This window comes from Frankia sp. CcI49 (assembly GCF_001983215.1).
In the GTDB taxonomy this organism is placed as follows: Bacteria; Actinomycetota; Actinomycetes; order Frankiales; family Frankiaceae; genus Parafrankia; species Parafrankia irregularis.
In genome coordinates this window covers 303,887-329,543 of record NZ_MOWP01000008.1, presented here as the reverse complement: position 1 = coordinate 329,543, position 25,657 = coordinate 303,887, and the positions used below count along the sequence as shown (strand labels likewise).

Annotated in this window: 21 protein-coding genes; 9 read left to right on the top strand and 12 right to left on the bottom strand. The window is 72.7% G+C overall.

The genetic code is table 11. From position 1 onward, the window contains the following. Positions 1–575 (top strand): FAD-dependent oxidoreductase (locus CcI49_RS08865; RefSeq protein WP_116437365.1); only part of this gene is annotated, 575 nt, incomplete at its 5' end. 49 nt (positions 576–624) lie between these two features. Here the strand turns inward: CcI49_RS08865 and CcI49_RS08860 are convergent. Further along, positions 625–1,650 carry a 2-dehydropantoate 2-reductase gene (locus CcI49_RS08860; RefSeq protein WP_083749377.1) on the bottom strand — a complete coding sequence of 342 codons (1,026 nt, stop codon included), beginning with the start codon at positions 1,648–1,650 and terminating at the stop codon, positions 625–627. A gap of 233 nt (positions 1,651–1,883) precedes the next feature. Between CcI49_RS08860 and CcI49_RS08855 the strand changes: the two genes are divergently transcribed. After that, positions 1,884–3,263, top strand: a complete 1,380-nt coding sequence (locus CcI49_RS08855; RefSeq protein ID WP_083473287.1) for an aminotransferase class V-fold PLP-dependent enzyme — start codon at positions 1,884–1,886, stop codon at positions 3,261–3,263. A gap of 205 nt (positions 3,264–3,468) precedes the next feature. Further along, positions 3,469–4,110 carry a response regulator transcription factor gene (locus CcI49_RS08850; protein WP_006539233.1) on the top strand — a complete coding sequence of 214 codons (642 nt, stop codon included), beginning with the start codon at positions 3,469–3,471 and terminating at the stop codon, positions 4,108–4,110. Between the two features lie 396 nt (positions 4,111–4,506). Here the strand turns inward: CcI49_RS08850 and CcI49_RS08845 are convergent, their stop codons facing one another. Both CcI49_RS08845 and CcI49_RS08840 read right to left on the bottom strand, forming a co-directional pair. Further along, entirely contained in the window at positions 4,507–5,289 is a 783-nt protein-coding gene (locus CcI49_RS08845; RefSeq protein WP_054567287.1) for a hypothetical protein, read from the bottom strand. A 207-nt stretch (positions 5,290–5,496) separates the two neighbouring features. Further along, on the bottom strand, positions 5,497–6,522 hold the full coding sequence (locus CcI49_RS08840; protein WP_076825558.1) for a hypothetical protein: 1,026 nt from the start codon (positions 6,520–6,522) through the stop codon (positions 5,497–5,499). A gap of 2,840 nt (positions 6,523–9,362) precedes the next feature. On the opposite strand from CcI49_RS08840, the gene CcI49_RS08830 reads away from it, so the two are divergent. Next, on the top strand, positions 9,363–9,869 hold the full coding sequence (locus CcI49_RS08830; protein ID WP_076825554.1) for a pyridoxamine 5'-phosphate oxidase family protein: 507 nt from the start codon (positions 9,363–9,365) through the stop codon (positions 9,867–9,869). Between the two features lie 296 nt (positions 9,870–10,165). Here CcI49_RS08830 and pyk read toward each other — a convergent pair whose 3' ends face one another. Beyond that, on the bottom strand, positions 10,166–11,581 hold the full coding sequence (gene pyk / locus CcI49_RS08825; RefSeq protein WP_076825605.1) for a pyruvate kinase: 1,416 nt from the start codon (positions 11,579–11,581) through the stop codon (positions 10,166–10,168). A 287-nt stretch (positions 11,582–11,868) separates the two neighbouring features. Here pyk and CcI49_RS08820 point away from each other — a divergent pair, with 287 nt between their 5' ends. Beyond that, a complete protein-coding gene (locus CcI49_RS08820; protein ID WP_054567034.1) occupies positions 11,869–12,057 on the top strand; it encodes a hypothetical protein in 189 nt (62 codons plus the stop codon). Between the two features lie 51 nt (positions 12,058–12,108). Here CcI49_RS08820 and CcI49_RS08815 read toward each other — a convergent pair whose 3' ends face one another. The 3 genes from CcI49_RS08815 to CcI49_RS08805 are packed head-to-tail and all read right to left on the bottom strand — an operon-like array spanning position 12,109 to position 15,026. After that, positions 12,109–13,995 (bottom strand): ABC transporter ATP-binding protein, encoded by a 1,887-nt coding sequence (locus CcI49_RS08815; RefSeq protein ID WP_076825551.1) that lies wholly within the window; start codon positions 13,993–13,995, stop codon positions 12,109–12,111. A 33-nt stretch (positions 13,996–14,028) separates the two neighbouring features. After that, positions 14,029–14,805, bottom strand: a complete 777-nt coding sequence (locus CcI49_RS08810; protein WP_076825549.1) for an enoyl-CoA hydratase/isomerase family protein — start codon at positions 14,803–14,805, stop codon at positions 14,029–14,031. Between the two features lie 2 nt (positions 14,806–14,807). Continuing rightward, positions 14,808–15,026 carry a helix-turn-helix domain-containing protein gene (locus CcI49_RS08805; RefSeq protein ID WP_006545344.1) on the bottom strand — a complete coding sequence of 73 codons (219 nt, stop codon included), beginning with the start codon at positions 15,024–15,026 and terminating at the stop codon, positions 14,808–14,810. Between the two features lie 526 nt (positions 15,027–15,552). On the opposite strand from CcI49_RS08805, the gene CcI49_RS08800 reads away from it, so the two are divergent. After that, entirely contained in the window at positions 15,553–16,989 is a 1,437-nt protein-coding gene (locus CcI49_RS08800; RefSeq protein WP_054567031.1) for a hypothetical protein, read from the top strand. A gap of 103 nt (positions 16,990–17,092) precedes the next feature. Here CcI49_RS08800 and CcI49_RS08795 read toward each other — a convergent pair whose 3' ends face one another. Next, entirely contained in the window at positions 17,093–18,058 is a 966-nt protein-coding gene (locus CcI49_RS08795) for a cation diffusion facilitator family transporter (RefSeq protein WP_076825547.1), read from the bottom strand. 164 nt (positions 18,059–18,222) lie between these two features. After that, entirely contained in the window at positions 18,223–19,836 is a 1,614-nt protein-coding gene (locus CcI49_RS08790) for an ABC-F family ATP-binding cassette domain-containing protein (RefSeq protein WP_006544811.1), read from the bottom strand. Positions 19,837–20,150: 314 nt separating this feature from the next. Here CcI49_RS08790 and CcI49_RS08785 point away from each other — a divergent pair, with 314 nt between their 5' ends. Continuing rightward, entirely contained in the window at positions 20,151–20,705 is a 555-nt protein-coding gene (locus CcI49_RS08785) for a DUF308 domain-containing protein (protein WP_054567029.1), read from the top strand. 32 nt (positions 20,706–20,737) lie between these two features. Here CcI49_RS08785 and CcI49_RS08780 read toward each other — a convergent pair whose 3' ends face one another. The 3 genes from CcI49_RS08780 to CcI49_RS08770 form a co-directional block, all read right to left on the bottom strand. Continuing rightward, on the bottom strand, positions 20,738–21,475 hold the full coding sequence (locus tag CcI49_RS08780) for a tyrosine-protein phosphatase (protein ID WP_076825544.1): 738 nt from the start codon (positions 21,473–21,475) through the stop codon (positions 20,738–20,740). Between the two features lie 78 nt (positions 21,476–21,553). After that, positions 21,554–22,525, bottom strand: coding sequence for an SOS response-associated peptidase (locus CcI49_RS08775; RefSeq protein WP_076825542.1), 972 nt, complete (start codon positions 22,523–22,525; stop codon positions 21,554–21,556). Between the two features lie 30 nt (positions 22,526–22,555). After that, on the bottom strand, positions 22,556–23,299 hold the full coding sequence (locus CcI49_RS08770) for a M50 family metallopeptidase (RefSeq protein WP_076825540.1): 744 nt from the start codon (positions 23,297–23,299) through the stop codon (positions 22,556–22,558). A 297-nt stretch (positions 23,300–23,596) separates the two neighbouring features. Between CcI49_RS08770 and CcI49_RS08765 the strand changes: the two genes are divergently transcribed. After that, a complete protein-coding gene (locus CcI49_RS08765) occupies positions 23,597–24,310 on the top strand; it encodes a lysophospholipid acyltransferase family protein (protein WP_076825538.1) in 714 nt (237 codons plus the stop codon). 103 nt (positions 24,311–24,413) lie between these two features. Continuing rightward, the gene (add, locus tag CcI49_RS08760; RefSeq protein ID WP_241839971.1) at positions 24,414–25,649 is read left to right on the top strand and encodes an adenosine deaminase; all 1,236 of its coding nucleotides are present in this window, start codon (positions 24,414–24,416) and stop codon (positions 25,647–25,649) included. Positions 25,650–25,657: the final 8 nt, after the last annotated feature.

Below are 25,657 nucleotides of genomic sequence, written 5' to 3'. Positions count from 1 at the left end.
CGCTCACCGGCGAGGACAGCTCGCCGCGGATCATTCCCTTCCGGGGTGACTACTGGCTGCTGCGGCCCGAGCGCCGTGGTCTGGTGCGTGGCCTGATCTACCCGGTGCCCGATCCGCGCTACCCGTTCCTGGGCATCCACCTGACCAAGCGGGTGGACGGGGAGATCCTGGTCGGCCCGAACGCCGTCCTCGCCACCGCCCGGGAGGGCTACACCCTGGGCACCTTCGACCGGGGCGACCTGCGCCAGACCCTGGCGTGGCCGGGCTTCCAGAAGATGGCGCGGACGCACTGGCGCACCGGCGCCAAGGAGATGCTGCGCACCGCGAGCAAGCGGGCGTTCGTCGCCGAAGCACGGCGGTATGTGCCCGAGCTGCGGTCCGCCGACGTGGTGCGCGGGCCGGCCGGCGTCCGCGCCCAGGCGGTCGCGCGGGACGGCAGCCTCGTCGACGACTTCGTGCTCGCGGTGCGCGGGCGCGTCGTCCACGTGCGCAACGCGCCGTCACCGGGCGCCACCGCGTCGCTGGCCATCGCCGAGCACATCGTCGCCGACGCCGTCCCCGAGCGCGCCTCCTGATGCTTCTCCCTGCCTGACGTCAGCCCTTCGGGCGTCGATGTTCCTGCCGTCACTCCTCGGGGCCGGCGGCCACGTTGATGGCGGCGAGCAGGGGCAGCAGCGCGGAGCAGGTCGGGGTCGCCACCCCGACCTGCGCACCGATGCGGACGACGGCGCCGATCAGCGCCTCATGCTCCAGCGGGCGCCCCGCCAGCCGGTCACGAAGCATCGAGGTCCCCGCGCCCGCCGGCTGGTTGCAGATCCGGTCCAGGGTGCGTTCGGGGGCGTCCGCGGGCAGCCGTGCGCCGTCCGACCGGCCCACCGCGGCGGTCTCCCGCATCACCGCCAGCGCGAGCGCGCCGACGTCGGGACGCCGCATCACCTCCAGGCCACGGCTGGTCAGGGCGGTCAGGGAGTTGGCCGCGCTGTTGCTGAGCAGCTTCGACCAGGCGGCGGTGACGACGTCGTCGACGAGGCGGACGTCACCCACCGGCAGGACCCGGGCGAACCGCTCACCGAGCGCGCAGTCGGGCACCTGGAGCACGCCGTATGCCAGATGCCGCACGACGCCCGGCCCGGCCAGCTCCGCGTTGATGTAGACCACGGCGGGCAACACGCTGTCGTGGGGCACCGGCGGGCTGACCTGATCGGCCTGGCGCACACCGTTCTGCGCGACGACCACGCCGACGTCGCGACGAAGCTCCAGGGCCGCGTGCAGCCAGCCCAGGGCGGCGGGGGTCTGGTGCGCCTTGGTGGCGACCACCACCCAGTCCACCGTCTGGCCCAGCTCGGCGGGATCCGTGATCACCCGCATCGGCCGCTCGGTGGCCGGGCCGTCCGGCGCGCTGACGACCTGGACCCGCTCGAAGCCACCGCGGCGGGCGCAGAGGACCACCTGGGCGCCGGCCTCGCTGGCGCGTGCGGCGAGGTAGGTGCCGACCGCACCGGCCCCGACGACCGCCACCCGCGCCGGCCGCGGGCGCTCCGCTTTCAGACGCTCATCCAGCAGGCGCTCCGGCCCGTTCCCCGGCCGGTCGCCCGGTACCACCCGCCCCTGGAACACGGCGGCGTCCCGCCCTGGCGCCGTCGCTGTCATACCGCCCGCCCCCGCCCGAGGAGCCCCGCCGGCGGCGTGGTGGTCTCCGCCCCGAGGCGGTACGGCGATCCGGGCCGGACACAGACAGACATCCGCGCAGAATAACGAAGCTCCGGGCTCCGATCCGCCCGCGCCGTCGCCCCGGGCGACCTGGGCGGCGCGCCCACCTGCCGCCATGGACAACTCCGACGACAGGGCTTTGCGGCCACACGGACGGCTGCGAGACTGACGGGGTGGATCAGACGCCACCCGAACCGGACGTCGTGGCAGCCCCGACCGGCCGGCCGGACAGCGCGACGCCGCTGGTGCCGCAGGCAGAGCTCGGCCGGCGATGGCGCGCCGCCCGGGCGCAGGATGGCGTTCTCCACCTGGATGCGGCGGCGGCCAGCCGGCCGAGCATCGCCACGATCACCGCCCAGGTGGACCATCTGCACCGGGAGGGCCTGGTCGGCGCGTATGTCGCCGAGATGGAGGCCGCCGAGGCCCTGGCGGAGGCACGCGGCCGGCTCGCCGCGCTGTTGGGGCCCGGGCTCACTGCCGACGATGTGGCCTTCCAGTATTCGGCCACGACGGGTTTCGGGGCACTGCTCGCCGCGTGGCCGCTGCCGCCCGGATCACGGATCGGGGTCGTGCCCGGTGACTACGGCGCGAACCTGTTGCTGCTCGCATCCCGGGCGGCTCGGGACGGGCTGGAGCTGCTCGAGCTGCCGGTCGACGAGCTGGGGCGGATCGACCTCGGCCGGCTCGACCGCGCGGGGCTGCGCCCGCCGGGCGGCGGTGCCGGCGGGCGCGGCGGTACCGGCCTCGAGGATCTTGACCTGGTGACGTTCCCGCAGGTTCCCAGCCAGCGTGGGGTGGTCCAGCCCGCGGTGGAGGTGGCAGCCCGCTGCGAGGCGGCCGGAGTCGATCTGGTTCTCGACGTCGCGCAGTCACTCGGCCAGGTCGACGTCACCGGGATCGCGGCGTCAGCCTGGACCGGCACCTCGCGCAAATGGCTGTGCGGCCCGCGTGGCGCGGGCTTCGTCGCGGTGCGACCCGAGGTCGTCGAGCGGCTGGGCGTCGGAGCCCCCAGCCTGTACTCCGCGCATCCGGTGGGCATGTGGGATCCCGGCGGGCGTCCCGAGTCAGCCGGGGCAGCCGGGCGTCCGTTGGCGGGCATGGCGAGGCTCTCGGTGGGGGAAGCCTCGGTGGCGAGCCGGGTCGGGCTGGCCACCGCGCTCTCGGAGCTGTTCGCCGAGGACCTCTCGGCGATGCGCACCCGGATCGCCGCACTCGCCCGGCACGCACGCCGGGCGCTGGACGGGGTCGCCGGCTGGCGGCTCGGGGAGGAGGCCGACTCCCCCAGCGGGATCGTCACGCTGCGGCCGCCGCCGCACGCGGACCCACTCGCCACCTCGCAGGCTCTGTACCGCCGGGCACGGATACTGACCAGCCCGATCCCGGTCGGCCGGGCGCCGGAGCTGACCGGGCCCGTGCTGCGGATCAGTGCCCACGTCGACACCATCCCCGCCGAGATCGATCAGCTCGCCGAGGCGCTCGACCGGTGGGGCCGCCCGGACGACGACCAGGAAGCCACCCCGGAGACAACCTCCGTGCGACAAATCTCCCCGTAGCATTTCAAACCGTCTCGGCAGCGATGGCACCCAGGAACCTGTTGGTGGCATCCAGCGGAGATCTGCTGAAATGACTCCCCTACGGACATGGTGTCCGGTGGCGGACCTCTGTGGGGGGCGGACACGTCATGCCTAATGCCGCGATCGGGTAGAACCATGGAGGGATCGTGATCGACAGAGCGGCGAAGCAGGAAGCGGCGGCGCGGTGAGCACGATCGTCCCCGTCGCAGCGGTCGACGATCACCCCATCGTGCTGCGGGGCCTCGCCGACGTCCTCGCGGGCGTCGAGGGCCTGGAGCTGGTGGCCACGGCGACGTCGATCCGCGCGCTGCTGGCGGGCCCTGGCCGCGACGCCGCCGTCGTCCTGCTCGACCTCGATCTGGGCGACGGGTCGCAGGCACCTGACAACATCCGGCGCCTCATCCAGGCTGGCACCGCTGTGATCGTCTTCAGCGCGCTGGCCGATCCGGACGGCGTCCGCGCCGCCATGCGCGCCGGCGCGTGCGGCTTCGTGACGAAGACCGATGACGTCGAGGAACTGGGCACGGCGATCCGCGCGGCCAGCGAGGGCAACGGCTGGGTCTCGCCCCAGCTGGCCTTCATGCTGCTCACCGACAAGGCACCCGATCGGCCGCAGCTCTCGCCGCAGGAGCTGGAGGCCCTCCGGCTCTACGCCACCGGGATGCCACTCAAGACCGTCGCCCGCAAGATGGACGTCTCTCCGGAGACCGCCAAACAGTACATCGACCGGGTACGGATGAAGTATCGCCGGGCCGGACGCCACGCCGACACGAAGGTCGATCTCTATCGCCTCGCGGTAGAGGACGGTCACCTCGACGGAACCTGACCAGCCAGCCCCCAGCCTCAGCCGACCTCGCTGGCTCGGCATGTGAACGTACAGGTATGTGAACGTGCAGGTGGATGTGTGCTGGGCACCGGCTCGGGCGGCCGGTGCCCACCACCTGGCGCACGCCGGATCCCCGCATCCGGCGCATGCCTCGCGCCCCTCTCTGCCCGACAGAGTGCGCGCCCGAGGCCCACGAGTGTGACCAGAGCCCGGATCCCCCCCAGGCCCGAAACTCCGATTCCCCCGTCACCCGTGTGCCTTGTTACGAAGTCTTCCCGATCGGCCCCACGCCGTCATGACCCAAATCCGGCCCTCACCGGACCCCTGTTCGGGGGTCATGCGGGTGGGGGCAACCCCGGGTGCGCGGCCCTGGTTCTCCTGCGCGTACGCGGTCGGTCAGCTGTCCGTCGGCGGGTCGGCCCCGCGTACCAGCGTCGTGTAACGCACCAACACCCCCACGAGGACCAGCACCACCCCGCTGGCACCGACCACGAACAGACCCGGGCCCAGATCGACGGTGGCGTCGATCCCCGAGCCGACGAGCACCCCGCCCGCGCGCAGCCGGGCCACGTCGACGACGGCGGTGACCGCCAGCATCAGACCCGCGACCGCGGCCAGCATCCGCCCCCAGTCGACCCGCCGCCCGGCCAGCAACAGGCCCGCCGCCATCGCGAGGATGCCCAGCAGAATCGTGAGGTGGCCATGCTGGTCCGGATCCGTCCCCCGGACGGCGAACTCCATCAGGCCGAACGCGTGCACCGTCGCCCAGGTCATCGTCGAGCCGATGACCGCCGCACCACCGGCGACAACGACCAGCGGCGGGCACAGCGCCGCGAAGGTGTGTCTCGCCCGGTGAGCGGACCGGGCCGACGCCGGATCGGCCTCGTCCCCGACCGGTGCTCCGCGGACCGGTGCTCCACGCTCTCCTTCGGAAACGTACGCAGCGCCGGGGCGGTGGTCATCGCCCGCCGACTGCCACTCCCACTCAGGGAGCGAGAGCCCAGGGCCACAAGGTTGCTTCGCCCACCGGGGATCGGCCGTGGCGGCCGCCGCCGCCCGCCAGGCGGCCAGGCGACCGTCGCTCTCCGTCGCCTCCCCCACCTGAGCCGCCTCCATCGGGACCGCCCGCTGTGCCCCGGCCGGGCGGGCCCAGGGACTCGCCTGCTGCTGCTCACCCACCGTTCCTCCCCCATCGACGCGGAACCGGCGTGCCCGCCAGGCGGCCGTCTCAACCGGTCCCGACCCCGAATCACCCCGCGGCGCGGTGAGCGCCCGGGCGCGACCTGGATCGGCCGCGACCGGCCGACGCGACCGGCCGAGCGGCTCCACCATCCGCGATGGTGGTACCACGCGGCGCGACCAGTCCCCGGCGCGTTGGAAGAGTGGTCAGCGACGCTTCGCGCGCCCGCCTCGACCGCGGCGGGTCGACGCGAACAGTGCGACAAGACCGGCAACCAGCGTGACACCCACGCCCAGTTCCGGGCGGAGCTCGAACACATCCGCCGAAATCGCCCGGAAGGACGCCAACGGCGGCGGGCCGAACGCCAGGTCGAAACCGGACACAGCGACGATCAGCAGGGCCGCCAACCGGGCCATCGCGGTTCCGGCCGAACTCCCGTCGCCCAGCCATCCCACCCCCGGACGTCCCGTCCCCGGACGCGCAGCGCCGCGCAGCCAGCTGACACCGACGGCGATGAGCACAAGCCCCGCGACGAGGGACAGCCGGCCGTCACCGGCCGTCACACCGTCGAAGGTCCGCGTCTCGTCACCGCCCGTCAGGGTGCTCCACGGCAGAAACGCCGCCACGGCGGACGCGCCACCGGCGAACAGCAGCAGGCCCCCTTCTCGCCGCCGGGACKGTGGTGGCGAGGTCCTGGCGTGGGCCGGACCCGGACGGGTCTGCTCGGAGCGCGGCTCCACCTCGGCGGACTCGGATGGACCATCGAAGTCGTCGGGGGTCTTCGTGGTCGGCTCGGGTCGCGTCCGAACCGCCGGCCGATCCGCCGGCCGCGGGTGCTCCACGGGCCGCAGTTGCTCCCCGGTCCGCGGCTGCTCCACGGGCCGCAGTTGCTCCCCGGTCCGCGGCTGCTCCACGGGCCGCGGCTGCTCCCCGGTCCGCGGCTGCTCCACGGGCCGCGGCTGCTCCACGGGCCGTGACGGGACGGGATCGGCCGCGGTCGCCTCGGTGTGATGCCACGAATGGGCGACAGCGTCCCGGCTGACGACGGCACGTGGAACGCCGGTCGTGGGCGGCGCGTCCGCACCCGTCTCGCCGGCGCCGCTCCCGCCCCCGTTGCCGGCGCCACCCCTGCTGGCGCCGATGCCGGGCTGTTCGGGTACCGGGACCGCACCCGGCTCGACAGCGGCGGGCGTGGCTTCCGGGCGGCGGGCACTGACGCGACGCAGGTCCACCCGCATCGTCGGAGGGTCGACCGCACTGGCCCCGGGCAGCGGCGCCGGCCCGGGTTCCGCCGCGGGCGCCGTCCTGCCGCCACCCGACGCCGCTGGCGGCCGATTATGTGCCGCACCCGCACCCGCACCCGCTGTCGCGCCGGGCGTGCCCGTACCGGTGCGCTCGAACCACGTCGGGCGCGCGTCCGGGGAGGAGCGGCGCGCGGCCTGGTCATCGCTCCGTCCGGGCCGCACCGGTGGCGCGCCGGTTCCGGTGGACGAGGTGGGCGCCGCTGAAGGCGGGCGTGCGCCCGCGGACGGCGCCGGCCCCGAGGGCGCGCGCGGCGGCGCTGCCGGCGCACCCGGCGCCGGCTTGGCACCGGCTGCGCCACCCGGGGTGGAGGCACGGTTGCCGGGTGACGCGTCGGCGTGGCCCGGTGGTTCGGGCCGGGCGCCCCTGGACGGCGTGGTGGGCGCCGCAGGGGTGGTGGCGGCCGGGGGTCTGGGGGCGAACAGGGACTGCCGCGAACTGTCGCCGCGCTCACCCTCTGGGCGCCTGACCGGCTCCTGCGGGGCGGATCCCGCCTGCGGGCCAGCAGCCGAGGACGCGCCTGGCGCAGGCCGCGCCCCCTGCCCTGGGCCCGCGGACCGCGCCGGTGGCCGGTCCGGTGTCGGCGCTGCGGGCGCCGCGGGCACACCGGGAGTGCGCCCGCCTGCCGGCGGAGTCTGTGTGGTCTGCGGCGGGCGCACCGGGTCCCGCATGCTCTGCCCGGATCGGGCGGGCGGCTCAGGGGCGGCCGCGGAGCCTGTGCCCGCCCCGGGGCGCAGCGAGTCGCTCCGACCTCCGTCGGCGGCCCGCTGCGTCGGCCGCAGCGGCGAGGGCCACGAGGCGCGGTCGGCCGCGCCGGGCGTCTCCGACGGCCTGTTCACCGGGGACTGCGCGGCGGCCCCCCTGCCGACCGATGTCGCCGGCGGTCGATCGGCCCCGGCCGGCTTCCCGGATTCGCCCTTGGAACCGGCAGGACGCGCGCCCGAGGCCCCGGATCCGCCACCCGCGCCAGGTGAGGCCGGTGCGGCGGTCCGCCGGTCGGGTGGCGTCGCCGACGCCGGCGGTTTGTTCGCGCCCGCGGCTCGGGTGGGCGCGGCCGAAGCGCCCGATGGCGATGCCCCCTGCTTCCCCACGCCCTCGGGCGCGGCAGGACGAGCCGGCGCGGCCGGCTGAGCGGGTGCAGCGGGGGCGGCCGGTGCGGCGGGACGAGCGGGTGCGGCCGGTGCGGCCGGTGCGGCGGGACGAGCCGGCGCAGCGGGGGCGGCCGGAGGCTTGCCCCCCTGCGCACGCCCAGCCGGCCTGGACGGATCCGCCGAACGAGGCGGCACCCCGGCCTGGCCGGGGGGCGCCGGCTGAGGAGGCGGCACCTGCTGAGGAGAACGTGGCGGCACGCGGCCAGCCGGCGCGGACGGACCGGGAGCGGCGGGACGCGTCGGCCCGGCCAGGCCATCTCCGCCCGCAGGGGCCGTGGAGGCCGCAGGGGTGCCACTTCCGGGCGCGGCGCGAGTTCCAGGCGGCGCGGCGGGGCCGGCGGGGCGCGGCGGGGTACCGCCCCGCGTCTGCCCGCGAGGCGGCGGAAGCACACCGGGCCTGGTGGGCGCCACCGGGCGACCGGCCGCGGCGGTGGCTCCCGGACCGACCCGGCTGCCGCCCGATGCTCCCGAGGAACCCGGCGCTCCCGAGCCGGCCGGTGCTCCCGAGGAACCTGGCGCTCTGGAGCCACCTGAAGCAGCGGAGCCACCTGCGGCGCCCGCGGCCGCGGGGGCACCTGGTGTGGCGGATCTCCCCGTCGGCGGCCCAGATCCGGACGTCTTGCGTTCCGTGGCACCGCCCTGGGCCGCCCCGCGCTCACCGCCTCCGGTTCTGGCGGCCTCACCTTCTGGCGTGGCTCTGTTCGTTCGTGTGCTCCCACCGGAGGGCGTGGGCCCGCCGGTTGACGTGGGCCCGCCGGTGGCCGCGGGTTCAGGCGAAGCGGCCGGGCTGGGACGGCCGGAACCGTCGTGGTCACCCGTCTCGGGGCCGGGCAGGGGCTGCTTCGCTCGGTCACCCTGGTCGGCCATGCACTCACTCCTGACGCGCGGCGCTTCCATCCGGCTGTCCTCGCGGGTAACCGGAGAACCCGGGCGACGGTATCCGGCCTGTCCGGCCCGTCCGCAGGCGGGCCGGACAAAACCGTCCAATTACCCGGACACCCACCGCGGAGCCCCAACCCGCCGCCCCGGCCCGACAGCCACGGTAGACCAACAGGCCGACTCAGGGTCACGATCAACGGACACAGCGAAACGGCGGACGAGCCCGAGATCCTCCGCCGCCCGCCTGAAGCTCGGGGCGCCCTCCGGGGACTTCGGGTGACCGGCACGAGGGGCAGGGCCGGCGGGACCGGACGGCCCGGTCGGCGATCGAGTACCACCAAGCCCTAACGGCCTGAAGTACAGGACCAATTACACAGAGCACTACCATCAGGCCGGCGGTTACCATACCCGCACAGCGCGCTCCGGATACGTGACGGACGTTCGGCCCGTACCGCCGGACATCCGCCACTCCCGGAGGTCCCGCGCCAATTCCCGCCTTCGATCCGCGAGTGCCGCCTCATCGAGAAGCGAGGAGTGAACACACAGACCAGGCAACCATGTGACGAACGACACGTTGCCCTTTATTGTAGGCCGATATCGCCTCGCCATCCGCAGAACAAAGATCTGACTAATTTCAGAATCCGGCGGCCAGCCGGTTACCCCGTCGGCGAAACTTCCGAAGTCCGACGGGGGCACTGTTCACGTTGCAGGGCCCACACCCGACGATTGGGAGGATTCCTGTGTCAACGTCAACCTCCGACACCGTCTCCGCCGACCTGACCCTGACCCGGAACTACGTCCGCGACGGAAAGGTGATGCAGATCGCGACGCTGGCGGAGAGCGGCGAGCCGGTTGTGTGCAACCTCTGGTACGCGAGTTCGTTCGATCCGGACCGGCTCCTGTTCATCTCCCGTCCCGATCGCGCGCACTGCCGGAACATCCGGGCCGACCGGCGGGTGGCCGGCGCCGTGCTCACCATCGAGCTCGACGGGCTGGGCCAGGAGGTCCAGGGGGTGAGCTTCGCGGGAACGGCGCGGCAGGTGCCGGACGAATCCGCGCCCGCGCTGCTCCCGATCTACCACGGGCGCTGGCCGGCAGGCAGTGAACTGGCCAACCGCGAGCTGATGAGGGCCGACGCCAACGCCCACCGGCTGTACGAGATCCAGATTCACCGCTGGATCCTGTTCGACGAGGTCCACCATCCGGACGACCCGCGGCGCGTCATCGAGCTCGCCACCACGATCTGACCCGCGCGCAGCCCCGGGCACCGACCTTCCCCGACCCGGTCCACATCAGACCGCGGCTACCTGGCAGGTCCTACTCACTGGACAGTTCTCGTCGTGCGCGCCGCCGAAGCTGCAGATCGCCAGCCGCTCGTCCCGCTTCGCCGGGCGGTGCGAGGCGGGCCCAGGCTCAGCCGCTGTCAGCACCGCCACGGCTGTCGCCACCACGATCGTGGTGGCGACAGCCGTGGCGGCACCGGTCGTACGGGTGGCCGTGGCGGTGGTCCGGCGCGGCCCCGGGCCGGACCACCGCCGGACGGTCAGACCGCCTCACCGATCCGGTGCACCCGCATCGTGTTGGTCATACCGGCGACGCCGGGCGGGGTGCCCGCGACGACCACGACCAGCTCACCGGGCTGGAGATAGCCGTTCTTGCGCAGCGCCGTGTCCACCTGCCGGACCATCTCGTCCGTGCTGTCGGCGAAGGGCACGATGATCGTCTCGACGCCCCACAGCAGCGACATCTGGTTGCGCACCGCGGGCAGCGGCGAGAAGGCCAGCACGGGGACCGAGCTGCGGTAACGGATCAGCCGGCGAGCGGTGTCGCCGCTGAGGGTGTGGGCGACCAGGTAACGGGCGCCCACCGCCTCCCCGACGCTGACCGCCGCCTGGGCGATGGCACCGCCCAGTGTCCGCGGCTGCGTGCGCAGCGGTGGGATCCGGGCCAGGTCCGCCTCGGCGACCTCGATGATCCGCCCCATGGTGGCGGCGGCCTCGACCGGATACGAACCGACGCTCGTCTCGGCCGAAAGCATGATCGCGTCCGCACCGTCGAGCACGGCGTTGGCGCAGTCACTCGCCTCCGCCCGGGTCGGGCGCGGGGCGCTGACCATGGATTCGAGTACCTGGGTGGCGACGATGACCGGCTTCGCCCGCTCGCGTGCCTGGCTGACGGCACGCTTCTGGACCAGCGGGACGTCCTCGAGTGGCAGCTCGACGCCCAGGTCACCGCGGGCGATCATGAGGCCGTCGAAGGCCTCGATGATGCCTTCCAGCTCATCGACCGCCTGCGGCTTCTCGATCTTCGCCAGGACGGGGACCCGCAGGCCGACCTCGTCCATGATCGTCCGGACCGCCTGGTAGTCCTCGGCGGACCGGACGAACGACAACGCGATCATGTCGACGCCGAGCTCGAGGGCGAACCGCAGGTCGGAGCCATCCTTCTCGGACAGCGCCGGGACGGTCAGCGCGGCACTCGGGATGTTCATCCCCTTGTGGTCGCTGACCTTGCCGCCGATCACGACGGTGGTCCGGACGTCGGTGTCCTCGACACCGTCGATGCGCAGGTTGAGCCGGCCGTCGTCGACGAGGATCGTGTCGCCGGCGGCGACGTCCCGGGGCAGGCCGGTGTAGGTCGTGCCGACCTGCTCCTGGTCTCCCAGGACGTCGCGGATCGTGACGGTGAAGTGCTGACCGGGCAGCAGGGTCACTCCACCGTCGGCGAACTTGCCGAGGCGGATCTTGGGCCCCTGCAGGTCCGCCAGGATGCCCACATTGCGGCCGGCGGCCTCGGCGGCGTCCCGAACCAGCTTGTAGCTGGCAGCGTGTTGCTCGTGCGTCCCATGCGAGAAGTTGAGCCGGGCAATGTCCATTCCGGCGTCTACGAGGGCCCGGACCATCTCAGGCGAGTTGGTGGCCGGGCCGAGGGTGCAAACTATCTTGGCTCTTCGTGGCACGGTCAAAGCCTAAGTAACGATGAGGCGTCATTGACCACTGGGGGCTGGTGACACACCTCGATCCGCCGCTTGGGCGCCCAATGGTCCCAAGAGGTTCTGTGACCGTTTCCCCGCCGTGCGTCCTGATACCTGGTGCACGCAACGGCACAACAGGCGTACCTTCGCATGGTCCGCCCGCAAGAGCACGCGACAGACAGTTACGGGAAAGCTGGCAACGGCGCCGAACGATCCCGGACGTCCAGCCCCAGCGGTGGGTAGCCGCTGACGAACCAACCTGGAGCCCGGTTATGACCAACAATCCCGCAATTCACCGACGCGCCTCCGGTGACATCGACATCGCCGTCCCGCACGACGGCCCGGAGCACGTGGCCACCCCCCTCGGGTCCGGGCCGCTGAGCACCACGTCCGCGGCTGTGAGCGGCACGGCCACCATCGACGGCGGCGGTGACGTGCTCACCGTTCCGGCGGCAGCCTGAGACCGCTCAGCCTGAGACCGCTCAGTCCGAGCCCGTTCAGCCTGAGACCGTTCAGCCTGAGACCGGTGCCGGGCCCGCGGCGAACTGCGTGTGGTGGAGCTCGGCGTAGAGACCGCCAACCGCGATCAGTTCGTCGTGGGTGCCACTCTCGATGATCCGCCCGCGGTCGACCACCAGGATTCGGTCGGCCGCGCGGACGGTCGAGAGGCGGTGGGCGATGACCAGGGAGGTCCGTCCGACCAGCGCCGCGCTCAACGCACGCTGGACGGCCGCCTCCGACTCGCTGTCGAGGTGTGCGGTGGCCTCGTCGAGCACGACGACCGAAGGGCCGGCGAGCAGCAGGCGCGCGATGGCGAGCCGCTGTTTCTCACCGCCCGACAGCCGGTAACCACGATCGCCGACGACCGTCTCCAGTCCAGCCGGCAGAGCCCGGACCGACTCGCCGATGTGGGCCGCGTCCAGGGCGTCCCACATCTGCTCCTCGCTGGCTTCCGGCCGCGCGAACAGCAGGTTCGCCCGGATGGAGTCGTGGAACAGATGCGCGTCCTGGGTGACGATGCCGATCCTGGCCCGCAGCGATCGCCCGGTGGCATCGCGGACGTCGACACCCCCCACTCGGACGGTGCCCTCGGTGGCGTCGTAGATCCGTCCGACGAGATGGCTGACAGTCGTCTTGCCCGCGCCTGACGGGCCGACGAGCGCGACCAGCTCACCGGGGGCGACCCGAAACGTGATGCCGTGCAGCACCGGTTCGGGAACCTCGTCGTCGAGCGCCGTGGTCGCGGCCAGCGAGGCAAGCGACACCTCTCCCGGAGCCGGATACCGGAAGCCGACCTGGTCGAACTCGACGGACAGCGGCCCCGCGGGCAGGTCGACGGCGTTCTCCGCGTCCTGGATGGCCGGGGGCAGGTCGAGGACCTCGAAGACCCGCTCGAAGGACACCAGCGCCGTCATCACGTCCACATGCACGTTGGAGAGCTGGGTCAGCGGGCCGTACAGGCGCGCCAGGTAGGCGGTCAGCGCGACGATCGTGCCGACCTGCAGGCCTCCCCGCGCCGCGAGGGTCCCGCCCACGCCATAGACGATCGCCGTCGCGAGCGAGGCCACCAGCGTGAGGCAGACGAAGAAGATCCGCCCGTACATGGCCTTGGTGACGCCGATGTCACGGACCCGGCTCGCGCGCCGCCGGAAGGTCGCGGCCTCCCGGGCGGGATCGCCGTGCAGCTTCGTCAGCAGGGCGCCACCGACGTTGAAGTGCTCCGTCATCATCGTGTTCATGTCCGCGTTCAGCCCGTAGCTCTCCCGGGTCAGCGCGGCCAGCCGGGGCGCGAGCATCCGCGCCGGAACGACGAACACCGGCAGCAACACGAGCGCGACCACCGTGATCTGCCAGGACAGGCTGAGCATCGCCGCCAGCACGAAGACCAACGACGCGGCGTTGGAGAGCACGGCGGAGAGTGTGTTCGTGAAGGCCGCCTGGGCCCCGAGAACGTCGTTGTTGAGCCTGGTGATCAGCGCCCCCGTCTGGGTACGGGTGAAGAACGCGAGCGGCTGGCGCTGCACGTGCTCGAAGACCGCGGAGCGCAGCTCGTAGATCAGGCCCTCGCCGATACGCGCGCTGAACCAGCGCTGGGCCAGCGCGAGCAGCGCCTCGACGACCGCAAGGGCGGCGACGACGGCGGCGAGCGTCTGAACGACCCCCGCCCGGCCGGGTACGACACCGTCATCGATGATCGCCTTGAGCAGCAGCGGAGTGACGGCTCCGGTCGCTGCGCCGATCATGATCAGGACGCCGAACCCCGCGAGCTGCCGCCGATGTGGTCGGGCGAACCCGCCGATACGCCGTATGGTCCCGGGCCGCAGCCGGGCCCGGGCAACGGAGCGATCACGCTGGTAGGACCGCAGGACGGACCAGTTGTCGCCGGCCGCTGTTCTCATCAGACCTCCGACGAAACCCGAACGCGCATCCGGCTAGCCGGCATTCCCCGCTTCCGCGGCGAGCAGGCGCGCAAGGGCCGCCGTGTCGGCCTCGGCCTCGGCGTCGGCGTCGTGGCGGGCGCCGGCCAGCAGCGCCTTCAGTTCCGTCGCGGCGTCGCGCGGCACCGCGAGTACGCGGTCGACCAGCCGGTCGACCTCGGCATCGAGCCGATCGCCGGGCACGACAACGGCCGCGAGACCGAGACCCGCGGCCTCGTGCGCTGGCACAGGCTGCCCGGTCAGGCAGAGGTGCAGTGCGCGGGAGTAGCCGATCGAGCCCTGCAGGGCTCGAGCCACGCCCAGGGCGGGGACGCGGCCGTGACCGGAATCGGTAAGCCGCAGTGCCGAGTCCTGCGCCATCACCCGCAGGTCGCAGGCCAGCGCGAGGGCGAGGCCCACGCCTGAGACCTGGCCTGCGAGGACGGCCACGCTGACCCGGTCCGGGCGCTCCGAAAGCCGGCGCACCACCCGTGACCACCGGTCGAACGAGCGGTCGAAGCCGGAACCGGAGCCCGCGGCGGGACTGGAACCGGTCTGCGGTGCGGGCAGCTGTGGGAGTCGCGCAAGCCCGCGAACGACCACAACACGGATGTCGCCCCGCAGATCGCGCAGAGCGTCGTCCATTGCCGCGGCCACGCCCGGAACGGAGGCGTTCACCCCCGCGCCGCCCGGCGTCTCGCTACTGACCGTAAGCGAGACACAGGGCCCGGACGTGACCGTGACCAGCCTGGTCGCCGCCGCAGCAGACACGGCGGCGACAGGCACGCTCATGGTCAGGAGCTTTTCTTCTTGGTACCCCGAGTCGCGCCACCACGTCCGCGCAGCGTCGTGCCGGATTCAGACAGGATGCGGTGGACAAACCCGTACGAACGACCCGACGACTCCGCGAGCAGACGAATGCTCTGTCCGGACTCGTACTTCTTCCGAAGTTCGGCAGCGAGCTTGTCTCGCTCCGCCCCGGTGATCCGGGTTCCTTTCCTAAGCTCGGCCAATGTGGCCCCCTCCGTGTTCGATGATCTGCGAACCGATCTTCACCCAGCTTCGGTGTCCGCGCCACTCGAAGCCCGTGTGATCCATCACACGCGGTTGGGCAGTCGCCAGGTCAGGCTCGCACCAGTCCGTGCCAGGACGCGGACCATGCCCTCACCCGACAGCGAGGCCCCCTGACCTGCAAACCGACGCTCGACAACCGGATCCATTACCTAATCCGTTGCCTGGACTGGACCAGGCCCGGGATCCCGGAGCCCTACCCGACCCAGGCTGCCGAGCGACGTGCCCAACATCGTTACCGACAGTACATCCGCATTGGCTCGCCCGCGCGGATCCACGGCCCGCAAAGACTGGTTACCGTGCATGCATGGTCAACGGCCGGCCGGCGCGGACGGCATCCCCACCGGAGCCCCCGATCTCCGGCTCACCCGCCGGAAACCGCGCGCAACGCCCAGGCGCAGGCGCGGAGGGTGACGCGGAGGGTGACCGGGGTGCGGGCCCAGGCCCGAGCCCGAGAAGCGGGACCTCATGAGCATGACCGACCTCGACGTGCCGCAACGATCCGGTGGCGGTCACCTCGGGCGGCGCAGCTCCCTGGCTCGACCGGTGATCCGGGCCCAGGCCGTCGACCTCGGGTTCTGGTGCGCCACCGCGGCCGCCGGCCTGCTGCTGGCCGCCCTCCTGCGCCGGGCCGACCTGCTCGAGGCGACGTCGTTCCCGCTGGTCTGGCGAACCCCCCGGCTGGGGCCGTCCGTGCTCCTGCCGGTGCTGGTGGCCGTCATCACCCTGGCCCTCGCCCGTCGGAGTACCCGCGTTCGCTGGCCCGTCCTGCTGCTTCTCGGCTTCGTCGGCTCCCTGCTCTGGAGCGCCGCGCTCGCCACCGCGGCCGGCCCCGACCTGTCCAGCGGCCTTCGCCCGCCGACGGCCTACCTCGCTGTCGCGGACGCCGTCGACGACGATCCACTCGCCTATCTCGCGCACTGGACGACCCCGCTCCTCGACGGGTCGCCGTCCACGGCCGCGGACGGCTCCGCCAGGCCCGCGGCGCCGGCGGCCGGCATGCCTGCGGCGGAGCAGGTGGCCAGACAGCCGCCTGGGCCGGTGCTGCTGGTCTGGGCGCTTGGCCGGCTCGGACTCGGCGCCGCACCGGGCGGTGGCGGCGGCCTCGCACTCGGGCTGGTCCTCACGGCGCTGGCCGCGGCGAGCGTGCCACTGATCGCGGTCGCGGTGCGATCGCTGTGCCACGAGACGGCGGCCCGCCGGGCGATACCCGTGCTGGTTCTGACACCGTGGGCATTGTGGGCGGCGGCCTCACCGCGCGCGGTCACCGTCCTGCCCGCCGCGGCGGCGCTGGCCGTCGGCGTGGTGGGATGCGAGCCGGGCCGGCGCTGGCGGCTGCTGTGGGCCCTGCTGTCCGGCCTGCTACTGGGCGTCACCAGCCTGTTCGACTACGGTGCCGTCTGGCTCGGCGTGGGCGTCGCGGCGGCGTACTTCGTCCGGCGCCGGCCGCTCATGAACGTCTTCACGGGCCTTGGTGCGCTGCTGCCCTTCTGGCTGTACTTCGCGTGGGGCTTCTCCTGGCCGGACGGCCTGGCCCAGGCCCGGGCGGACGTCGGCATCGGCACCGCACTGGCCTGGCTGGCCCTGGACGCCGTCGTCGTGCTGCTCGCCGGCGGGCCGGTGGTCGTCCGCGCCCTGCGCCGCATCCGGCTCACCCCGGGCTGGCCATTTCTGGTCGGGGCCGGCGCGGCCGCGTTGTTCGGTCTCTGCGCGGGGCTTGCCTGGGGCGGGGTGGAGCACACCTGGCTGCCGCTGGCGCCCTGGCTTGCGGTCGCCGCGCTGGCACCCCGGCCGCGCCCGGACGGACCCGGTGACACCGTGCGAGCCGGTGATCTCCCACTGCTGCTGATCGGCGCCGGCGCCCTCGGTGCCGTGGCTCTACGGGTGCTCCTCAGCAGCGGCTGAGGCTGCGAGGGTCAGAGCACCCGAGTGCCGGGCGCCGCGGGCCACCTGAACGCCGGGACATCTGAAGGCCGGGGCACCGGGTGTCCGGGTCGGGTGCCAGGCGTCAGGCGCTGGCCTCCGGCGACGCGACCACCTCGGGTGCGGCGGGCTCGGCCGCCGGCTCGCGGGGGATGTCGGGCTCGAGGTAGACCCGACGTGCGATGGGCACCACCGCCCGCAGACGGGCCTCGGCATCGTCGATCGCCGCGGCGACCTGGGCCGTCGTCAGGTCGGGGCCAAGCCCGATCTTGGCCGCGACCAGCAGCTCGTCGGGGCCCAGGTGCAGCGTCCTCATGTGGATCACGGTGGTGACCGCGGGCGTGGCGGCGAGTGCGCGCCGGATCGCCTCCACTGTCTGCGGTGTGGCGGCCTCACCGACGAGCATGCCGTAGGTCTCCATCGCGACGATCACCGCGACGACCAGCAGCAGCACGCCGATGGCGACCGTGCCCGCAGCGTCCCAGAGCGGCTCGTCGAGCAGCAGGGTCAGGCCGACTCCGGCGAGCGCGAACACCAGGCCGCACAACGCGGCGAGGTCCTCGAGCAGCACGACGGGCAGCTCGGGTGAGCGCGCCTCCCGGACGAAACCCCACCAGGACATGCCGCCCTTGACGTGGCGCGACTCCTTGATCGCGGTCCGGAAGGAGAAGCTCTCCAGAACGATCGCGATCCCGAGGACGACAACGGCGACGAGCCCGCTTTCCAGCTCATGGGGGTGGCGCAGCTTCTCGATGCCCTCGTAGACGGAGAACAGGCCACCGACGCTGAAAAGCACGATGCCGACCAGGAACCCGGCGATGTAGCGGGACCGCCCGTAGCCGAAGGGGTGCTCCTCGTCGGCCGGCTGAGCTGCCCGCCGCTGCCCGATCAGCAACAGTGCCTGGTTACTGGAGTCCGCGACGGAGTGAATCGACTCGGCGAGCATCGAGGACGACCTGGTGAAGAGAAACGCCACGAACTTCGCCACCGCGATGCCCAGATTCGCGAGCAGCGCCGCCACGACGGCCCTGGTGCCACCTTCCGCGCTCACACGCCCCCGCTTTCATAGTCACGTTGCCTGGTTCGTCCGTGCGCTCCGCAGACACCGGACTGATCGCCCAGTCTGTCAAGACGCCCCCACCAACGCGCCGCCGGGTACCCGGGGCACCGATGGTTCGGTGACCACCGGGTCGCGTCGGTGCGGATGCGCCGCGATCAGGCCAGGGTGACGAGGTCGGCCAGGTCGGGCGACCAGGTGTCCTCGACACCGTCCGGCAGCATGAGGACCTTGTCGGGGCTCAGCGCCTCGACCGCTCCCGGGTCGTGGGTGACCAGGACGACCGCGCCGCGGTAGGTGCGCAGCGCGCTGAGGACCTCGTCCCGCGAGGCCGGGTCGAGGTTGTTGGTCGGCTCGTCCAGCAGCAGCACGTTCGCCGAGCTGCACACCAGGCCGGCGAGCGCCAGCCGCGTCTTCTCCCCGCCGGAGAGCGTCTCGGCGAGCTGCTCGACCGTGTCGCCGCTGAACAGGAACGCGCCCAGGATTCGGCGCAGCTCCACATCGGAGGATGTGGGTGCGGCCGCCCGCATGTTGTCGAGCACGGAACGGGAGGTGTCCAGCGTCTCGTGCTCCTGGGCGTAGTAGCCCAGCCGCAGGCCATGCCCCGGGTGCACCTCACCGGCGTCGGGCGGCTCCTGGCCGGCGAGCATCCGCAGCAGCGTGGTCTTGCCCGCGCCGTTCAGGCCGAGGACCACAACCCTCGTCCCGCGGTCGATCGCCAGGTCGACGCCGGTGAAGACCTCCAGCGAGCCGTACGACTTCGACAGGCCGGTCGCCGTGAGCGGCGTGCGCCCGCAGGCAGCCGGGTCGGGGAAGCGGAGCTTGGCGACCCGGTCGGACACCCGGACCTCCGCCAGGCCGGCGGCCAGCCGCTCGGCGCGGCGGTCCATCTGGTGTGCGGCACGCGCCTTGGTCGCCTTCGCCCGCATCTTGTCCGCCTGCGCCCGCAGCGAGTCGATCTTCTTCTCGGCGTTGGCCCGCTCCCGCCGGCGCCGACGCTCGTCCTGCTCACGCTGGGTGAGATAGGTCTTCCAGGCGACGTTGTAGACGTCGAGGGCCGCACGGTTCGCGTCGAGATGGAAGACCTTGTTCACGCTCTTGTCGAGCAGGTCCACGTCGTGGCTGATCACGATGAGCCCGCCGCTGTGGGCGCGCAGGAAGTCCCGCAGCCAGGTGATCGAGTCCGCGTCGAGGTGGTTGGTGGGCTCGTCCAGCAGCAGTGTCGCGTCGGAGTTGCCCGACCCGGCGAAGAGGATGCGGGCCAGTTCGACCCGGCGCCGCTGCCCACCGGAGAGCGTCCCGATCTGCTGGCCGAGCACACGGTCCGGCAGGCCGAGCGACGAACAGATCCGGGCCGCCTCCGCCTCGGCCGCGTAGCCACCGAGGGTGCCGAACCGCTCCTCCAGCCGGCCGTAGCGGCGGACCGCGGCGTCACGGGCGGACTCGTCGACCAGCTCCGCCATCTCGACGTGGAGCTTCTCCATCTCGCGCAGGATCACGTCCAGCCCGCGGGCGGCGAGCACCCTGTCCCTCGCGGTGTCGGCGAGGTCGCCGGTGCGCGGGTCCTGCGGCAGATAGCCGAGCTCGCCGCGGATGTCGACCTTGCCGGCGAACGGCAGGTTCTCTCCGGCCAGCGTCTTCAGCAGCGTCGTCTTGCCGGCTCCGTTGCGACCCACGAGCCCGATGCGATCACCGGCCTGCACCCGGAAGGAAACCGGCTCGATCAGTGTTCGGGCTCCGGCGCGGAGCTCGAGCTCGGACACGATGATCATGCGAGTCGGCCTCTTTCGTACATCGGATTCGTGCGTGCAGCAGGTGTCACGTGCAGGCAGGTGTCAGCGGGATGGCCACCGCGGGCACCGGGTATCAGGGACGCCGTATCGGGGACGCCCGCGTCACGACGCGGCAGAGGTCATGTCCTCCAGGGTACGGGCCGCGGGCGCGGGTACCGCGGGCGTCCGGAACGGCCGACCTGTGAGCGCGGCCAAAAACGTGCGGCGCCGATCCGTCCCGGGTACGCCCTTCCCAGGTCGTGGGCCCGGCCGTCACCCGTGACGGCCGATGCCGGTGGATACAGGAGGACACAATGACGACGACGTACCGGCAGCAGCGGCAGACCCAGCGTCCGAGCTCGCTGTGGTCGAGCCTGGTCGTTCTGGGAGTCGCCGTCACAGTCCTGGGGGTGCTGCTGATCGCCAACCCGTTCAGCACCGCCGGGGGGCTGGCGGTGCTCGCCGGGGTGGCCCTGCTCGTGTCCGGCATCGCTGAGATCGTTTCGGCCGTGCGCGCCGAGCACGGCGGAACGGCCATCCTCTACGGGGTGCTCACCGCCGCCGCCGGTGTGGTGATCCTGCTCTGGCCGCATGTGACCCTGCATGCCATCGCGATCGTCGTCGGAGCCGTGCTGATCGTCGCGGGAGTGATCCGAGCATTGCTGATCCTGGCGGGCAGGCACTCGGGTGCCGGCCACGGCGCCGGGCGCCGCCGGAGCCTGCTGGTCGCCTGCCTCGCCGTGGTCCTCGGGATCCTGGCGGTCACCTGGCCGGCTGCGACGGTCTCGGTGCTGGCTGTCCTGTTCGGGATCCAGCTCGTCGTCACCGGGGTGACCGAGGTGCTGGTCGGGCTCGCGCTACGGCCCTGATCAGCTACGACCTGACCGGCGGGGGTCTGGGCTCAGTCCAGGATGCGCTTGCGCCACAGCGCGATGGAGTCCTGGCTGCCGCCACGTTCGAGCAGCCACGCCTCGGGCCCGCCCGGCACCCCGTCGATGACCCCGAGCACGTGCTCGACGGCCTCCTGGGAGACCTCGGTCACCGCGCGGGCCGTCGGCCCCGACCGTGCCCCGGGCAGGAGCGAATGGCCCTTGAGCCGCCGCAGCACCCCCGGCATGTTGGCGCCGGTCGCCAGATAGTCGGCGATCACCTGCTCGTGGCCGACGCCGGCCAGGCGCAGCAGCAGCGCGGTCACGATCCCGGTGCGGTCCTTGCCGGYCGCGCAGTGCACCAGCAGTGGGCCGGGTGCCTCGGCCGCCAGGTCCACGATCTCCACCAGCCGGGGCGCCGCTATGTCGAGGATCGTGTTGTAGAGCGCGCGCAGGCCGCCCGCGAGCACGTCCGGGCCGAGCGAGTTGCTGGCCCGGCCGGTCTCCTCGCCCAGCAGCGGCTTGATGTGCACCTCGGAACCGAGCAGGGACAGCGGGTGCGGGGAGCTCCCCCGCTCGACCGCGGACCGCAGGTCGACGACGGTCGGCGGCGGCCAGGTGAAGGTGACCGCCGGCCGCTCATCGCCCACCCGCGGCATGTCGCTGCGGTAGAGCACGCCGGCCCGAAGGACCTGCCCGGCCGCGGTCGTCATGCCGCCGACATCGCGCAGGTTGGCCAGCGCTTCCCTGAGCGGCTCTTCCGTTCCCATGCACAGTCCTCCCGAAAACCCGGCGTCGCACGGTCAGAACACCTCGGACGAGCATCGATCTGACGAACCCGTCATCCGTCAACGCGGCGCGTGCGGCCTCGCACCATCCTCGCCGAAAAGGGTGCCCTCATGCGCGGGCATGCCGTCGATGCGGCTCATGGTGGCCCTGCCGTCGATGTCGTTGATGCCCCCGGTGTCGCCGATGCCGTCAAGCGCAGTCGCCGCGATACCGGTCGCCTCGATGCCGGTGGACTCGCCCTCCCGCACCAGCACGACCGGGTCGATCAGGTGAGGTGAGTCGTTGCGGACGCTGCCGACCGCGGACGAGACAGGGTGGGCAGCGAAGACCCCGGCCGGTACGGGGCGCAGGACACCGGCGAGGTCGGCGCGGTCTCGCACCTCCGGATCGATCCACCGCGACCAGGCGGAGCGTGGCACCACGACCGGAGACCGGTCATGGAGGAACTCCAGGCCCGTGGCCGCCTCGGTCGTGATGATCGCGAACGTCGCCAGCGGCTTACCGTCATGCCACCCGCGCTCGTAGATCCCGGCGAAGGCGAACAGGCCATCCGCACCCGGATGCCCGGCGGGATGGATGTAGTAGGGCTGACCGCGGCGCTGCCCGGCGACCCGCTGCCACTCGTAGAAACCGGTGGCGGGGACGAGACACCGCCTGGCGGCGAACGCCGAGCGGAACGCCGGTCTGGACGCCACCGTCTCGGCCCGAGCATTGATCATGCGGTTGCCGGACTGCCGGGCGTTCCCCCACCGCGGCTCCAGCCCCCAGGTGGCCAGGCGAAGCACCCGACCCGGGACGGCGGCGGCCTGGGCCTGCGCGCCGTAGGCGCCAGCAGCGGCCCTGTCGGCATCAGCAGCGGCCCTGTCGGCGCCAGCCACGGCGGCGGGCTGCGCGGATGCCATCACGATCGGCATCGCGGTCGTCGGTGCGACGTTGTAGCTCTCGCGGAGCGCGCCGTGCGTCTCGTCCACCGCCGACATGGCCGCCGCGAGCTCGTCCGCGCTGAGCGTCTGGGTGTACCTCCCGCACATGGGCCCAGTCTCGCAGCCACCTACGACGTCTCAGACGACGAGCGCCGCCGCGGCACCCGCCAGGCAACCCAGCGACAGCACACCGAAGACACCGACCCAGAAGGTCCCCGGCAGGCCGGTCAGGCGGGCCAGCTGATCGGGATCGGAGTCCCGTGCCCGGCGGCGCCGCCGCTGGCGCTGCACCTCGACGATCGGTCGCAGCGCCCCCAGCAGCAGGAACCAGGTGGCGTACGCGGCGAAGCCCGCCTGGACGTCATCTGTGGCGAACCAGGAGACCCCGAGCACGACGGCGGTGCTGACCAGCACGGTCGCCACTCCGAACCCGTTGCGGACGACCACCAGCAGGACCAGCAGCAGGGCGACGATGACCTGGAGCAACAGGCTGACCCGGCCGGTCGCGAGCAGGCCTGCCGCGCCCAGCCCGAGCAACGACGGGGCCGTGTACCCGGCGGCCACGGTGAGGACCACGCCCGGCCCGGTCGGCCGGCCGGAGGAGACCGTGACTCCCGAGGTGTCGGAATGCAGGCGCACTCCGGCGAGCCGGCGACCGGTGGCCACCGCGACGAGCGCGTGGCCGCCCTCGTGCGCGATCGTGACCACGTGTCGGGCCCTCGGCCAGAGACGGTCACTCGCCACCGTCAGCAGCGCGGCGATGCCGGTGACGACGAGGATCCAGTGCGCGGGTGCCGGCTGTGCCCCGAAACTCCGGCTGAGCAGGTCGGACGTGGCTGCTCCTCTCCTCGTTGCCGCACCGGCGCGACCTCGTTGCCGCACCCGCGCGACCGCACTGCCGCGACCGCGCCATCACACCGCGGCCGGGAACACGCCCGGTCGGACCGGCGACGGTTCGGCGTACGTCCTCCCGATAATCGCGCATGGCGGGTTCCGCCCCCAGAGTGCGGTGCTCCCCGCATCCGCGACGGGGCGTCGTGTTCCCGACAGCAGGTACCCTTCGGCGCGCGAGGGGGACTGTCAGGACACGCATCAGGCCAGCGCTTCCCGCGCTGGGGCGACGGCACGGGGCGGGCCGGCGAGGCACCCAGATGGGCCGAATGGGGAGGAACCCGGGCAATGGCTGAATACGTGTATCGACCGGTCATCCACACGGCGCTCGGGCTCTTCCGCGCGTTGCGGCTGCAACTGGACGTCCGCGGTGAGGAGCATGTGCCGGCGGACGGCGGAGCGGTCGTGCTGATCAACCATGTGTCGTACCTGGACTTCGCCCTGGCCGGCGTGCCCTTCTGGTGGTCGCAGCGGCGGYTGGTCCGGTTCATGGCGAAGAAGCAGGTCTTCGATCACCGGGTGAGCGGGCCACTGATGCGAGGCATGCATCACATTCCGGTCGACCGGTCGGCCGGTGCGGGGTCGCTGCGGGAGGCGGTGCGTGCCCTGGGCGCCGGCGAGCTGGTCGGTGTGTTCCCGGAAGCCACGATCAGTCCGAGCTACTGCCTGGCGCCGTTCAAGTCCGGCGCGGCCCGGATGGCCGCCGAGGCTGACGTACCCGTCATCCCGCTGGTGCTGTGGGGCAGCCAGCGGATCCTGACCAAGGGGCGGCCCCGCAACCTGCGCGCCGCGGTCGGGACACCCGTCTCCATCACCGTGGGCAAGCCCGTGCCGGCCTCGGAGCTGCGGGACTCCCGGGCGGGAACCGAGCTGTTGCAGCTGACGATGGCGGAGATCCTCGACGACGCGCAACGCCGCTATCCCCCGCCGCCCCCCGGCGAATCACCCTGGTGGCTTCCCGCTCATCTCGGCGGATCCGCGCCGGAGCCGCCGACGCCATAGCGCCGTCGTCCGGACCGGTTGCCTCACCACCGGCCGGCGGCAGGTTGACTGAAGCCTCGGAACGGCTATCGACGGAGCGGAGAACACCGTGGCGGACCACGTGATGGACCGGCCTGGCCCAGCGGAACACGACCACGAGGCGCGAGGTCAAGGAGCCATCGGGCAGATCACGGACGAGCAGTTCGTCGACACGCTGCCCAAGGTCGAGCTGCACGTCCACCTCGAGGGGTCGATGCGGCCCGGCACGCTGCTCCAGCTGGCCCGCAGGCACGACGTCGACCATCTGCCGACCGACCTGGACGCCCTGCGGGCCTTCTACCGGTTCCGCGACTTCGACCATTTCATCGAGGTCTACCTGGCCGCCGTCCAGGTGCTGCGGGACGAGGAGGACTTCCGCCTGCTCGCGCGCGAGACCGCGCTCGGCCTGGCCGAGCAGCGGGTCCGCTATGCGGAGATCACCTTCACCCCCTGGCTGCACGTCCAGCGTGGTGTCGATCCGGCGGCGGTGTTCGCCGGGGTGGAGGCGGGGCGCCTCGACGCCGAGCGGGAGACCGGCATCCAGGTCCGCTGGATCACCGATATTCCCGGTCTGCCGGGAACCGACAGCGTGCACTCCGGCGAGCGCACGCTGGAGCTCGCCCTCGAACACGGCGGGGAAGGTGTGATCGCACTCGGCCTGGGCGGGCCCGAGGTCGGCGTCGGGCGCCCCCAGTTCGGCCCGGTGTTCACCGCGGCCCGGGACGCGGGCCTGCACTGCATCCCGCACGCGGGCGAGACGACCGGTGCGCGCACGATCTGGGACGCCCTGGAGTTCCTGCACGCGGAGCGGATCGGGCACGGCACCAGTGCCCTCGAGGACCCCGCGCTCGTGGAGCACCTGCGCCGCCACCACATCCCGCTGGAGGTCTCCCCCACCTCCAACCTGTGCACCGGTGCCGTGGCGAGCTACGCGGCCCATCCGCTGCCGCGGATGATCGCCGAGGGCCTCGACGTCAACCTGAACAGCGACGACCCGCCCATGTTCAACACCACGCTTCGCCAGGAGTACCTGCACGCCCTGCGTTCGCTTTCGCTCACCCGGCAGCAGGTCTTCGACCTGGCGGCGGCGGCCGTCGAGCACTCGTTCCTGCCCGAGCCCGGAAAGGCGCGGCTGCGGGCGGAGTTCGCGGTCGCCGCCGTCGAGCTCGGCGTGACCACACCAGCCGTGGCCACGCCAGCTCGGTCAGCGTCGGCGTCGGCTCAGCCGGCATCGGCTCAGCCGGCATCGGCTCAGCCGGCATCGGCGTCGGCGTCGGCGTCGGCGTCGGCGTCAACAACGCTGGCACCGACGGAGCGCTGAGCCGGCCC